This is a genomic window from Flavobacterium xinjiangense, from assembly GCF_900142885.1.
Classification (GTDB): Bacteria; Bacteroidota; Bacteroidia; order Flavobacteriales; family Flavobacteriaceae; genus Flavobacterium; species Flavobacterium xinjiangense.
In genome coordinates this window covers 1-13,529 of record NZ_FRCL01000006.1, presented here as the reverse complement: position 1 = coordinate 13,529, position 13,529 = coordinate 1, and the positions used below count along the sequence as shown (strand labels likewise).

The following is a 13,529-nucleotide window of genomic DNA, read 5'->3' as shown; positions in this document are numbered from 1 at the left end:
AATAATTGTCTAATTCTATTTAACGAAAAACAGAATATTAATTTTAATAAAAAAACAGTTTATTAGTCTATTTTATGATATAATTATCCGGTATAACTGCACCTTTTTTGATAACAACAATCCCGTCTTTAATGGCATATAATTCATTCGAAAAGTCTTCTAAATGACTACCCCCATGAATATAAACATCATTTCCTATCCTACAATTTTTATCAACAAGTGCATTACTTATAAAGCATCTTTCGCCAATTCCCACTAATTGCTTGCCTCCTGTTATATCCTCATTCATGTCACATATATTCTGATAGAAATCATTCCCCATCACATAGCTGTTTTGAATAATGGTGCCTTCCCCTATTCTAGATCGAATACCAATCACGGAACGATTAATTTCTTTGGCATTCAAAATGCAACCTTCAGAAATTAATGATCTGTCTACCATAGTTTTCTGGAATTTTGAAGGTGGTAATAACCTTGGTCTGGTGAATATTTTATTATCGTTATCAAAGAGATTGAATTTTGGCAGGTCATCTGTTAATCCAATATTAGCTTCGAAAAACGAATCGATATTACCAATATCAGTCCAATATCCTTCGTATTGGTAACTTAATATCTTTTTATGACCAACGGCTTGTGGAATAATTTCTTTACCAAAGTCTTTAGTTTCTTTATTTGACATAATATCTACCAACAACTTTTTGTTAAATATATAGATTCCCATGGAAGCCAAATAATGTTTTCCTTCGCTTTTCATTTGGTCACTCACATCTGATTCCCAATCTGGCAAAAGTTCCTTGGCTGGTTTTTCAATAAAGGACTCGATACAACTTTCAGAATTCGTTTTTAAAATTCCAAATTCAGGAGCATCTTTAGCATTTACTGGCAGGGTGGCAATTGTGATATCAGCTTCATGTTTTATATGTTCCTCTAACATTTCGTTGAAATCCATTTGGTACAATTGATCTCCGGAAAGTATCAACGCATAATCAAAATCATGATTCAAAAAATGAGGCATACATTGTCTTACGGCATCTGCAGTACCTTGAAACCAAGTTGGATTATCAGGAGTTTGTTCAGCTGCAAGGATATCAACAAAAGCATGGCTAAAAATACTAAAGTTATACGTATTCTTTATATGAGCATTTAAGGAAGCTGAATTAAATTGTGTCAATACAAACATTCTATAAATATCTGAATTCATACAATTAGAAATTGGAATATCAACCAATCTATATTTCCCTCCTATTGGCACAGCTGGTTTAGACCTCGTTTCTGTTAATGGATATAATCTGGAACCTTGTCCTCCACCTAAAATAATTGCAATGACATTTTTCTTTTTAGCTTTCATTTCTTACTAATTATTAAATTATATATATCTATGTACTCTTGACAAACTCTACCCCAAGAATGGTCTGTCTTCATCCCTATTTCTCTAATTTTATTTAAACTTTTTTTATCATCATATAAATCTACCGCTCTTTGAATAGAATAACAAATATCACCTACACTTGCCTGATCATGACATATCCCGTTTCCATCATCTCCAAAATCAATCACCGTATCTTTCAATCCGCCTGTTCGTCGCACAATGGGAATTGTTCCGTAACGCAGGGAATACATTTGGTTTAAGCCGCAGGGTTCGACTCTTGAAGGCATTAATAAAAAATCAGAACCTGCGTAAATCAGATGAGCTAATTCTTCATTATAACCAATAAAAGTATTGTAGTTCCCTTTGTAATCAGACAATAAACTATTTAATTGAGTTTCTATTACCGCATTTCCAGATCCTAAAATCAAAATGTTGAGTTCTTGAAAATTTTCAGACAGTGCAAGCGCCGAAGCGTGTGGTAATAAATCTCCCCCTTTTTCTTCTAATAATCTTCCAATGAAACTAAAAAGTGGTTTACTTGGATCTAAATTAAAGAGGTTACACAATTTTTCTTTATTTTCCTGTTTCCCTTTTTCGAAATTTTTAAGCGAATAGTTTTTTTCTAACATTGCATCAGTTGCCGGATCCCACACTTCTACGTCGATTCCATTCAAAATTCCTTTTGACTTATATCTTACTAAATTGAATAAAGATTCTAATCCATTAGCCGAATAATTTATTTCATTCAAATAATTAGGTGAAACTGTTGTTACAGCCCAGGCACACTTTATTGCTACAGCCAATGAGTTGATACAATTATCCCATTCTAAAACTTTGACGTGTGCCAAATCAAATTCAGGTAAATAATATAATTTGTCAAAACCAAACTGTCCCTGATATAAACCATTATGGATGGTAATCATACTAGGTGTATTTTGTAATTTTTGATATTTATCGCAATACAACATCATGAATGGAATTAATCCGGTATGATGATCGTGACAATTGATAACATCTGGAATCTCGTTTCTACCAATAATCCAATCTAAAGCAGCAATTTGGAAAGACAAAAAGCGTTCAATATCATCTTCATAACCATATACTTCTTTTCGATCAAACAATTCAGGAATTTCTACTAAATAAAGCTCAAATTCTAACTTATCTGTTTGCTCTTTTAGAATATTAAACGGAAAATTAAAATTCCCTAATTTCACGTGTCCCCAATGAACACATTCGAACTCATTCTCTTTCCGGAATTTTGTATCATAACAAGGCATAACAACTCTTACACGATGTCCCGCATTATTCTGATATTTTGGTAACGCCCCAACAACATCTGCTAAACCTCCTACTTTTGCCACTGGGTAACATTCTGCACTGATATGAAATATTTCCATTTATGAAATTTTTTGTTCACTAATTATTGCTTAAACAATAGTACATTTAATTACTTTATTAACTTTTAAGTAATCGCTAAGAATTCATTAATTTTTTTAGAAAAAATACTACTTTTATGTTTTTCTAAATTTACTAAAAAAAAAATAAAATAGTAACACCGTTGAAAATTTATTGTAATGACAAAAAAAACTTCCATTCATACTCAATCATTGAAAATTCCTAGATTTATTATACTAACCAGTAAATTTTTCTCTATTATTTCACCAAAACTGGTAACTTTATTTGCAGCAAAATTATTCACAATGCCTATAAAACATAAAATTCCTAAAAGAGAATTAGAAATGGATCATAAAAGCATTCAAAAATTAATTCCTGTTCCTGCAATCAATAAAGAGGTAATGGTTTATAATTATGGAAAAAGTGATAAGAAAGTATTATTAGTTCACGGCTGGTCTGGAAGAGGTACTCAATTATTCAAAATCGCGGATGAATTACTTAAAGCGGGATATGCAACCGTTAGTTTTGATGCACCCGCACATGGAAAGTCCCCTGGAAAAACGACTATAATGGTTGATTTTATTGCAACCATTTTAGAAATAGATAAGCAATTTGGACCTTTTGAAGCTGCTGTTGGGCATTCATTAGGCGGAATGTCAGTTTTGAATGCCATAAAAAAGGGACTCAAAGTAAATCATGCTGTTGTTATTGGCAGTGGAGATATTGTTCAGGATATCATGGATGATTTTGTGGCAAAATTAGAATTGGATCCGAAAATAAGCATACGTTTACGTCTCTTTTTCGAAAAAAAATATAAAGAGGATATGAATAGTTATTCTGCTTATTTAGCAGCAAAAGAAACTGCTATTCCGGTTTTGGTAATACATGATAATAATGATCCTGAAGTTCCGGTGACAGCAGGAATACACATTCATAAATACTTGCAAAATGGAGAGTTACTTTTAACGGACGGATTAGGACATAGAAAAATTTTGGGTAATCATAAAGTTATTGAAAGAACAGTTCAATTCATTCAAAACAAATGACTGATTTCCAAATATTTAAATTGAATTTTATAATTTTATTCGCAAGTGATAAAGTATAAGTAATAATAATTTTTTAATAAAATTAACAAATCATGAAATATCCTTTAGAAAAAACAGAACAAGAATGGAAAGAGCAATTAGGTGAAGAACGCTACAGAATTCTTCGTCAAAAAGGAACCGAATATCCTCACACAGGAACCTATAATTTGCATTACGAGAAGGGAACCTATTGCTGTGGAGCCTGTGGAGAACCTTTATTTGAAAGCAACTCCAAGTTTGATGCACATTGCGGCTGGCCTTCTTTTGACGAATCAATTCCTGGAAAAGTAGAATATATTTCAGATGTTACACACGGCATGAAACGCACAGAAATACTTTGTGCAAATTGTGGCAGTCACCTTGGGCATGTATTTGATGACGGACCTACTAAAACAGGGCAACGATATTGTGTAAATTCCTTATCAGTGGACTTTAAAGTATAATGCTATGGATTTATTTGGAAATTCAACTGATTGGGCTGAAAAACTAGAGCCTATTCTAACAAAATACAAAGGAAGAAAACATCCGTTAGACCATCACAATTTGTATCAACTTTTGGTGATGGTAGTTCTGTCTGCTCGAGACTCTGATGCCCATATAAATAAGATTGCTCCAGCTTTATTTGAAGCTTATCCTAATATGGAAAGTTTGGCTGTATCAAATTTCGATGCATTAATTCCTCATATCTCTGACGTTAGGAATTTTGCAAATAAAGCCAAATGGCTACTCGAAATTGCTCAGATCGTCAAGAAAGACGAAAATATTCCGCTTACGATGGACGATTTAGTTGCTCTAAAAGGCATCGGACGGAAATCAGCTAATGTCATCATGCGAGAAGCAAAAGTTCCTGCTGAAGGAATTATAGCCGATTTGCACGTAATCCGTGTTGCTCCAAGAATTGGTTTAATCGCAGAAACTAAAGATGGAATTAAAGCTGAAAAACAACTCATGCAAGTGTTGCCAAGAGAAATTTGGGGCGAAATTGGTATGGCTATTTCATTTCTGGGAAGAGAAATTTGCCGTCCAAAACCCAAATGTGAAGAATGCCCGATTAATGAAATTTGTAATTATTATAAGACTGTTTTCAAAAAAGAGCACATTTAGTTCAAATTATATTTTGATTAAATGTGCTCTTAAATAATTTATGAAAAAAAAATATTCTTAAAAAATTACAAACATAACTTATCAACTATTTTAGAAACCGAGCTTATTTCAGTGGTGTTTTCAATTGTTGGCCCAGCAACCCAAACTGTTTTATAAGTAACTTCAGTGGCAGCTTTAGTAACTGCATTTGATCCTATTATATATCGAATCATCTTTACCCACTTTTTTAAAGTTTTATTTTTATTTAAAGTTTGTTCTAACCAAGTTTGTTTAGTTCCTGCTTTTTTAACATAAGGCGTATTAATAACAGTACAAGGTGTTCCTGATATTTTCTCTGTCAAAACAATATCATTTGCACCATAATCAACACAAGCCTGTTTATATTCCTGTGAAACCCCAGATTCAAACGATGCAATAAAAGGACTTCCCACAGATACTCCCACAGCACCATAACCTAACATGTTATCTAGTTCTTTTTTAGTGCTAACACCACCCGCAGAAATAACAGGCAATGTGGTATTTAAATTTAGTTCTTTAATCAATTCCTCTGGACCAAGATCCCCTCTATGACCGCCAGCCAGATTATTGACCGCTATTAAAGCATCGGCACCCAAACTCTCCACTTTTTTAGCAAAAGCCAAGTCGGTAACATCACAAAAAACTTTAATTCCGACTTTATGAGCTTGCTTAATAGTTTCCTCGGGTGATCCTAAAGAGGTAATTATAAAATCTACTTTTTCTTCACACAATACCGCTAATTGATCTTTGTATTTAATATTTGATTTATTGACAATCAAATTATAACCAAAACTCCCGCCGGCAACTTTAGCAGCTCTGAGTTCAACGACTGAACCACGCAATTCCTCCAATGTGCGATAATTTAATGCAGGAATACAACCCGCCACACCCGATTTCATTCCTTCAATAACCATTTTAGTATTCGAAACTAAAAACATAGGCGCCATAATCAGTGGGCGATTAATATTCAAAAGGGAAGTTAGCGTAGGCTTTATCATCATTTATATTTTTAGTTAAAACAAATATAGCGAAATATACTATGCACGCCTAGTACTTATAATTAAAACAAAATACGAAATTTCCTTTTTGGTAATGCAAAATTGTCAATAGTACTATAAAAAAATAGAGAGTAATAATTATTACTCCCTATCTTCAAAAAATAATTAGCCTATTTTTTTTATAAAAAAGAACGTTTAAGAGCTGGTTTTATTCGTTTTTTAGAAGCTTGTTCATAGGCAAAGCCTAATCCTATCAATTTGCCTTCAGTATAAGGTGTTGAAAAAAAGGATAGTCCAACAGGTAATTCATAAACCATTCCGCAGGGAACAGTAATGTGTGGATATCCACTTGCCGCAGCTGGAGTTGTCAAGGAGTATCCCCAGCGGTCTCCATAAATCACGTCGATACTGCATGCCGGCCCCATTGTTATTCCGCAAATGGCATCTAACTTATTTTCTTTGAAAACCGAATTTAGAATACTTTTACTTCCCTCAAAACTTTTTGCCAACGCATCAACATATATCTTGTCGTCCAATCCTTTTTTCATTTCAGAGCTTTCCAGTGTTTCTTGCTTGAAATATGGCATAGCTTTATCTTCATTGCTTTTATTAAAGGCAATTACTTCTTTCAAAGTTTTTACTTTAGCATTAGCAGTAGCCAAATATTTATTTAACCCATCTTTAAATTCGTATTGAAGAACGTCAAATTCGGCTTGACCTAAAGTATTAATTTTATCCAGATAGTCGATTTCGATAATGACAGCACCTTGTTTTTTTAAAACATTAATAGCATCTTCTAAAAGTGCGTTAATATATTTATTATTTCCTTGTGGTTTTTTCTCAATTCCAATTCGCTTGCCTTTCAAAGCGTTTACATCTAAAAACGTAGTATAATCCTTTTGAGCCTTTCCTTTGCTTTCAAGTGTTACAGCATCGTCTTGGTCAATCGCAGACATTGCCCCTAGTAAAATAGCAGCATCGGTTACGGTTCTAGCCATAGGTCCTGCAGTGTCTTGCGTTTTTGAAATTGGAATAATTCCAGATCTACTGACCAAGCCAACTGTTGGTTTAATACCGACAACACCATTAACTGAAGCAGGGCAAACTACAGATCCATCAGTTTCTGTTCCTACTGCAACAACACATAAATTTGCAGAAACAGCTACACCTGAACCCGCACTTGATCCACATGGATTGTGATCTAAAATATAGGCATTTTTTGTCTGTCCGCCTCTACTACTCCAGCCAGAACAAGATTGAGTTGAACGGAAATTAGCCCATTCGCTCAAATTAGTTTTACCAATGATTATAGCACCGGCTTCTCTTAATTTTTTTACAACAAATGCATCTTTCGACGCAATATTGCCTTCCAATGCCAAAGATCCTGCCGTCGTTTGCATTTTATCAGCCGTGTCGATATTGTCTTTTATCAAAATTGGAATACCGTGTAACGGACCTCTACTCTTGCCAGATTTCATTTCTTTATCCATTTCAACGGCAATCGCAACTGCATCTGGATTAATTTCGATAACCGAATTCAATTGAGGTCCAGTTGCATCAATTTCTTCAATTCGTTTCCAGTATAATTGTACTAATTGTTCCGATGTATATTTTCCAGAAGCTAATTTCTCTCTTAAACTCCCGATGGTTTCTTCATCAAGCTCAAATGAAACATTAGAATTTTCAACTGATTGTGAATTTTCATCCTTTTTTGTACTTGAAGTACAGCCTGTAATAAAAAGTGTGGTAATACTTGCAGATGCAAGGGTTGCATTAGTTAAAAAGGATCTTCTTTTCATAGATTAATAATTTATTTGGACAACTGTTTATTAAACAAGAAACTAAAGTACTTTTTTTTTTGCCAAATACAATAAATAATTAAATTGAACAAAAGTTAAAGTTTAGATTAGAGTTGGAGTGAAAACAGAATTTCTTTGATACTTTAAATATTCATCTTAAAAATGAATTTTAACTCCCTAAAACTATATTACTAAACGAGAAAAAAAGACACCAAAATAGAAATCAAAATTAAGTATGTAAACGCGTGTATAAACTTTCGTTGTGGATGTTCATAATGAATGGGATCATTTTCAAAAAAAAATATAACAGAAAGCATCAATTTGCTTTCAAAAAATTTTGATGATTCTTTTACTAAATAATCTTTAAAATTGAATAAAGAGCTATCAGCTAAGGAGGAGTTTTTGTTGTTGTTTTCAATTTCGTTAAAAGCAATAATTCTATCATTGTGATAATTTCTTAAAAATCCTCTATCCTCATCTTCTTCCTCTTCAATATTCTTTAAAACGAAGAACCAAGAACAAATCAAAAAACTGAGAAGAATAAAATATATTGGAAAATCTATTTCTGACGATTCCAATAAGCTAAAGTTATAAATAATAAAGCCACTATTAGAAATTAGCAGTGATTTGTATGGCGAATTTGATTTAGCTTCTATGATGAAACTCATCAAAACAATCGCAAAAGCGACATAAGAAACAGCCGTAAAATTTTGCAAATGCAAAAAAATAGAATCCATAATTAAAATTGTCTTATTCAATTTCAGTTATTTTTTGAAAGAAAGGTATATGCCTGCCTTTACAATTCCCTTTTGGATGTTGCGGACATAAAAAGCTCGTTAAACTCAAAATTGAAGAAGATATAGCTCCACAATATTGACAAAAGTATTGAGCTTTTTCAGGCCCTTCGTATAGTTTATGCTTTCCTTTACCGCTACCAAGAGGATGCCGGAAACATGATTTTTCTGTTAGACTCAAAATGCTGTTGCTTTTGGAACCACAATTTTCACAGTAATACTTTTGCATACGATTTGGACTTTGATTTATCTTCTTTGCAACAAAAATATGGGATTACCCAAAGCCAAATTAAATCGTCTTATGAATGGACCTTTTTAAGCTATGAAGGCGCATTATTAGTTTGTAAACGTAAAAGGCTCCTATCCAAAATTGGACAGGAGCCTTTGTAATTATTCATTTTCAACTATTATACCGTCAGTCTTATGGTAACTGTCGTTCCGTTATTTTCCGTTAATTGAATGTCTATCGGATTGACATTGGAATTTTGCAAAAGGGAAAGTCTTTCTTTAGTAAGCTTTATACCTTTAGACTGATGAAATTTTGTTTTTTTAGCAGCATTTAAGCTCATTCCGTTGTCTATAATTTTGCATTCCAAAATATTTTTAGACAACATTTCAAAAGAGATTGTCAGTTTTGGAGAAGAATGCGCAGCGTTAAAGGCGTGAACAAAAACATTCTCAACAAAAGGCTGCAACAACATGGTTGGTATTTTAGAATGATAAACATCAACTTCATCACCTATTTGAAATTCAGTTTCAATTCGGTTATCAAAACGCATATTTTCAATAATAATGTAAGACTTCAAATACTCCACTTCTTCTTCAATAGTTATCGTTTGTTTAGATGAATTCTACAATGTTTTACGAATTAATTTAGCAAACTCTCCAATATATTTCAACGAATTATCAATGTCATTACTGATAATATAATCTTGTATAGCATTCATCGCATTAAACGTAAAATGAGGATTCATTTGGCTTAACAATGCCTCCAGTTTGGTTTCTGCAATACGTTTTTGAATAACTGCTTTTTCTCTTGATTTCTTTTTAGATTTAAAAATCAAATAGACTAAAATATTAAATAGAACCAATACAACAAGTGCAATAAACCACCAAGTCATCCAAAAAGGAGGTTCAATGCAAATTTTTAACAATTTAAAAATGGTTGCTTTCCCTGCATTCGAATCAAAAACTTCCACTTCCAAATTATATTTACCATAAGGTAAATAAGGTAAAAACAGATTTGTTTTTTCGCTATATGGACTCCATCGATTGGTACTTTTTAGACGATATCTAAATTTTAATTTATTAGGAAAAGCATGTCCTTTTGGGATAAAATCAATAGAAAAGGAATTGTCTTTATAATCACAAATTAATTCTTTGGAATTAAAACGAAACCATTTGTAATTAGCGGAACTGATGGGAACATTATTGATAGCAATTGCTGAAATTGTCATCTCTGACACAGTCGTTTGTGGTGCTATTAATCGCTCTAAATCAATTGTGTAATATCCTTTTTTAGTTCCTAACCACAATTGGTTTTCAAAAATTTGTGAGGTGGTAACCGCGCCATCTTTTAATCCTTGCTCCTTGTCAATTAATCGAACAATACCATCCTTGTAGAGGTTAATTCCTTTCTCGGTTCCAATAAGAATAAAATCTTTATACGATTCTAAAAATAGAATGGTGTTGCCCACTATCTCTTTTTTAGAAATAGTTTTTAGGATTTTAAATTTTTTTGAATCGTCTACAATAAAAACATTCCCAAATTCAGCTGCCAAAATAAGTTGGCCCTTGTCGTTTATTGTAATATGTTTGAACTTTTTCTCTTTCCAAATTCCTTCAGCCAAATAAGAATGAAACTGATTGTTTTTATAAACAAACAACCCGTTAAAAACGGATAGAAGATAGGTTCTGTCATTATGATTGAGGATTTTGACGATAGCCATAACCTTTTCATCAAAAGATTTTACTTTCAGATTATAAACATCCTCATATACATGAGCACCACCATAAGGATTGGTCTCAAAAAATTTATTGTTTGGAGTAAAACCAAATTCATAGGTATGAATGGGAACATAGTTTATAATCTTCCCATCAAAGTTAATTTCAAAAATTCCAATATTACTGCTAACGCAAAGGACTTTATCATGCTTCACGAGACGATAAAAGTCAATACCACTTGCAGGTACCTCATAATTCAATTCAAAAAAACCATCATTGTGAGTGGGCAATTGCTTTTTGGTTTTCTTTATAAAATTGGTTTCCGCCTTTTTAAAATCGGATAAGGGAATGCTACTTAAAAGGGTATTAGAAGTATTAAAAAAAGAAATTCCATTGTGATGCAAGATGACTTTTTGATTAATAAAAACTTCAAAATCAATAATCGATTTCTTATCAAACAAGTTATAATCTATCATTTTATTCAACCGAACTTCATAAATTCCTTTGTCTTTCGAACTTACATAAAGGATATCTTTTGATTTATCATAGACCACATTGAGTAAATTTCGGGAATCAATGCCATAGTAATCCGAAACATTAACCATCTTATTATTAGTGATTTGATACAATCCGCCATCACTGTCGAAAACGCCCCAAGCCGCAGCAAAAATTTCATTTCTGGTGTCTTTTACGTAGTCCCAAACAATAGATTGACCAAAAGTATTTGTAGATATAATCCCGTTTTTTAAATGTTCCAAATCAAAAATATTGACAAATCCTTTATTGCTTGAATAGAGTGTAGAACCGAAATTTCCCAAACTATAAACATGCGGATCTTTGTCATTACCCGTAATTTTGAATTCAACAACCGGAATAATTTTCGGAATAGAAGTAGAAGTATCAACTTTAAACAAACCTTCATTAATAGTCGAAAAATAAACTACATTTTTATAAATAAAAAAATCACTAACCAGAAACACACCAAAATGAGGAAGAATTTCTTTAGGTGTAATTACTTTATTGGTATTAATGTCGATAATAGAAATACCCAATTCAGTCCCAACAAACATTTTATTATTATATGGAAATAACTTTCGAACACGATCCACAGGCAATCCATTTTTAACATTAAAAACAGTGAACTTTTTACCATCGTATTTACTAACTCCTCCTCCATAGCTGGCAAACCACATGTTACCATTTATATCTTGATTAATATCCCAACAACTATTATGACCCAAACCATCAGTTTCATCAAGATTTGAAAATGAACCATTCTCCATTCTTGAAACACCATTTTCAGTTCCGATCCATAAAATGTTTTTCGAATCCAAAAATAAAGAACGAACAGCATTATTAGGCAATCCATCTGTAGTCGAATAATTTTTTGAAGAATAATATTGTCCCAAAAGTAAATATGGAGAAAATAATAGGCCAAAAAAAAGTAGAAAATTATTTAGAAATCGCATCAATCAATTCTTTTTTAGTAAATGATTTATCTGAAACGGGAATTTTATCACCAGTAATCATTTCTAAAATAAACTCATCAGACCTGAAACTAACTACAAAATTGATGTTAATTAGAAAACTTCTGTGAACTCTTAAAAAATTAGCGGAATGAAGTAATTCACAAGTCTCTTTAAACGATTTCGAAGTAAAATAATTTTTATCCAAAGTATGGACTGTAGTATAAGCCCCCTCCGATTTACAAAAGACAATTGTATTAGCTTGAACTACTTCAAAACCCGTTTTTGAGGGAAAAACAATTCTCTCTTTACCCGTATTTTGATTGGCAATATTTTCAGCTAATAATTTATAACGATCAAAATTATTTTTCTCTGATTTTACTCTCTCAACACGAGTAATAGCCTTTTTAAAGTCTTCAATATCAATGGGTTTAACAAGATAATCTATAGCACTATTTCTAATAGCATCTATAGCATATTCCTTATGAGCTGTCGTGAAAATAATTTCAAATGGAATAGATTCAAAATTTTTTAAAAGTTCAAAACCATTTTCCTCTGGCATTTGAATATCTAAAAAAACAATATCAGGATTGTATTTTTTAATGGAAGTAACTGCTTTTCTTACAGAGTCACATTCATCGACAATTTCAATTTTATCACTATACAAATGATTGCATAATTTCCTTAAAAAACTACGTGCGTGTGATTCATCGTCAACTATTACTACTTTTAATTTCATTATATGGAATATTTACGCTAAAAATAATACATTTATAAGAGGAAACCTACCAATATTTAACATTAAAAAATATTTATAAACAAAAAAACTTGTTCGACATAATAAAAAAAAAAATTGAAAATAGAATACAAGAGACCTTAAATAAAATAAAGTCGATATCTGATTTACTTAGAAAAAAAGTATAAAGTAAATAGTATTTTTATAAAAATAAAAAACTTCAGCCAGCGTTAGCTAACTGAAGTTTCTAGTACTCAGAGCGGGACTTGAACCCGCACGAACATTGCTGTTCACTGGATTTTAAGTCCAGCGTGTCTACCAATTTCACCATCCGAGCATTTTGTGGTACCTCCAGGGATCGAACCAGGGACACATGGATTTTCAGTCCATTGCTCTACCATCTGAGCTAAGGTACCAATATACTTTTCTTATAAGGAAAAGTATGAATAAAAAACCCCATTCGTTAGAATGGGGTCTTCAAAGAAAGGCGACGACATACTCTCCCACATAACTGCAGTACCATCTGCGCAGGCGGGCTTAACTACTCTGTTCGGGATGGGAAGAGGTGAGCCCCGCCGCAATAACCACCTTAAGAGGTTATAATTGCTTTGGGCAATTATCTACAATTAACAATTGAATAATTTACAATTCATAATTATAGTAATATCTTAACATACTGAGATAAAGAAAAGTTTTTTTTATTAGAAAGTTTCTTCTCTCCCGTCTTTTGGACGGGAGAGAAAAGCGTACATAAGCTTACGGGTTATTAGTACTACTCGACTATGACATTACTGCCTTTACATCTATAGCCTATCAACGTA

General features: G+C 32.4%; 11 protein-coding genes, 2 tRNA genes and 1 rRNA gene. 3 read left to right on the top strand and 11 right to left on the bottom strand.

The genetic code is table 11. The annotated features are described in order from the left end of the window. Positions 1-67: 67 nt before the first annotated feature. Positions 68-1,348 carry a glucose-1-phosphate adenylyltransferase gene (locus tag BUC23_RS08585; RefSeq protein ID WP_073208494.1) on the bottom strand — a complete coding sequence of 427 codons (1,281 nt, stop codon included), beginning with the start codon at positions 1,346-1,348 and terminating at the stop codon, positions 68-70. Next, positions 1,345-2,766: a glycogen synthase gene (locus tag BUC23_RS08580; RefSeq protein WP_073208492.1), complete on the bottom strand. Its 1,422-nt coding sequence runs from the start codon at positions 2,764-2,766 to the stop codon at positions 1,345-1,347. The genes BUC23_RS08585 and BUC23_RS08580 overlap by 4 nt, the downstream gene beginning before the upstream one ends. Positions 2,767-2,943: 177 nt before the next feature. Here BUC23_RS08580 and BUC23_RS08575 point away from each other — a divergent pair, with 177 nt between their 5' ends. The 3 genes from BUC23_RS08575 to BUC23_RS08565 all read left to right on the top strand — a co-directional run bounded on the left by BUC23_RS08575 (position 2,944) and on the right by BUC23_RS08565 (position 4,953). Next, positions 2,944-3,810 carry an alpha/beta hydrolase gene (locus BUC23_RS08575; RefSeq protein WP_073208489.1) on the top strand — a complete coding sequence of 289 codons (867 nt, stop codon included), beginning with the start codon at positions 2,944-2,946 and terminating at the stop codon, positions 3,808-3,810. A 92-nt stretch (positions 3,811-3,902) separates the two neighbouring features. After that, positions 3,903-4,292: a peptide-methionine (R)-S-oxide reductase MsrB gene (gene msrB, locus BUC23_RS08570; protein ID WP_073208487.1), complete on the top strand. Its 390-nt coding sequence runs from the start codon at positions 3,903-3,905 to the stop codon at positions 4,290-4,292. A gap of 4 nt (positions 4,293-4,296) precedes the next feature. Then, complete coding sequence (locus BUC23_RS08565; RefSeq protein ID WP_073208484.1) at positions 4,297-4,953, top strand: endonuclease III domain-containing protein; 657 nt, start codon at positions 4,297-4,299, stop codon at positions 4,951-4,953. Positions 4,954-5,018: 65 nt separating this feature from the next. Here BUC23_RS08565 and BUC23_RS08560 read toward each other — a convergent pair whose 3' ends face one another. The 9 genes from BUC23_RS08560 to rrf all read right to left on the bottom strand — a co-directional run bounded on the left by BUC23_RS08560 (position 5,019) and on the right by rrf (position 13,300). Continuing rightward, positions 5,019-5,969, bottom strand: a complete 951-nt coding sequence (locus BUC23_RS08560) for an NAD(P)H-dependent flavin oxidoreductase (protein ID WP_073208879.1) — start codon at positions 5,967-5,969, stop codon at positions 5,019-5,021. A gap of 179 nt (positions 5,970-6,148) precedes the next feature. After that, positions 6,149-7,768, bottom strand: coding sequence for an amidase (locus BUC23_RS08555; RefSeq protein ID WP_073208482.1), 1,620 nt, complete (start codon positions 7,766-7,768; stop codon positions 6,149-6,151). Between the two features lie 191 nt (positions 7,769-7,959). Then, positions 7,960-8,526 (bottom strand): hypothetical protein, encoded by a 567-nt coding sequence (locus BUC23_RS08550; protein WP_139259805.1) that lies wholly within the window; start codon positions 8,524-8,526, stop codon positions 7,960-7,962. Between the two features lie 443 nt (positions 8,527-8,969). After that, the gene (locus tag BUC23_RS17710) at positions 8,970-9,368 is read right to left on the bottom strand and encodes a LytS family sensor histidine kinase (protein ID WP_244153791.1); all 399 of its coding nucleotides are present in this window, start codon (positions 9,366-9,368) and stop codon (positions 8,970-8,972) included. Positions 9,369-9,413: 45 nt separating this feature from the next. Continuing rightward, a complete protein-coding gene (locus tag BUC23_RS08540; protein ID WP_244153793.1) occupies positions 9,414-11,975 on the bottom strand; it encodes a sensor histidine kinase in 2,562 nt (853 codons plus the stop codon). Further along, positions 11,959-12,711: a LytR/AlgR family response regulator transcription factor gene (locus BUC23_RS08535; RefSeq protein WP_073208476.1), complete on the bottom strand. Its 753-nt coding sequence runs from the start codon at positions 12,709-12,711 to the stop codon at positions 11,959-11,961. Before BUC23_RS08535 ends, BUC23_RS08540 begins: the two co-directional genes overlap by 17 nt. 248 nt (positions 12,712-12,959) lie before the next feature. Next, positions 12,960-13,045 (bottom strand) — tRNA-Leu (locus BUC23_RS08530). A 6-nt stretch (positions 13,046-13,051) separates the two neighbouring features. Then, positions 13,052-13,124 (bottom strand) — tRNA-Phe (locus BUC23_RS08525). A 66-nt stretch (positions 13,125-13,190) separates the two neighbouring features. Next, positions 13,191-13,300 (bottom strand): 5S ribosomal RNA (gene rrf / locus BUC23_RS08520). Positions 13,301-13,529 lie beyond the last annotated feature (229 nt).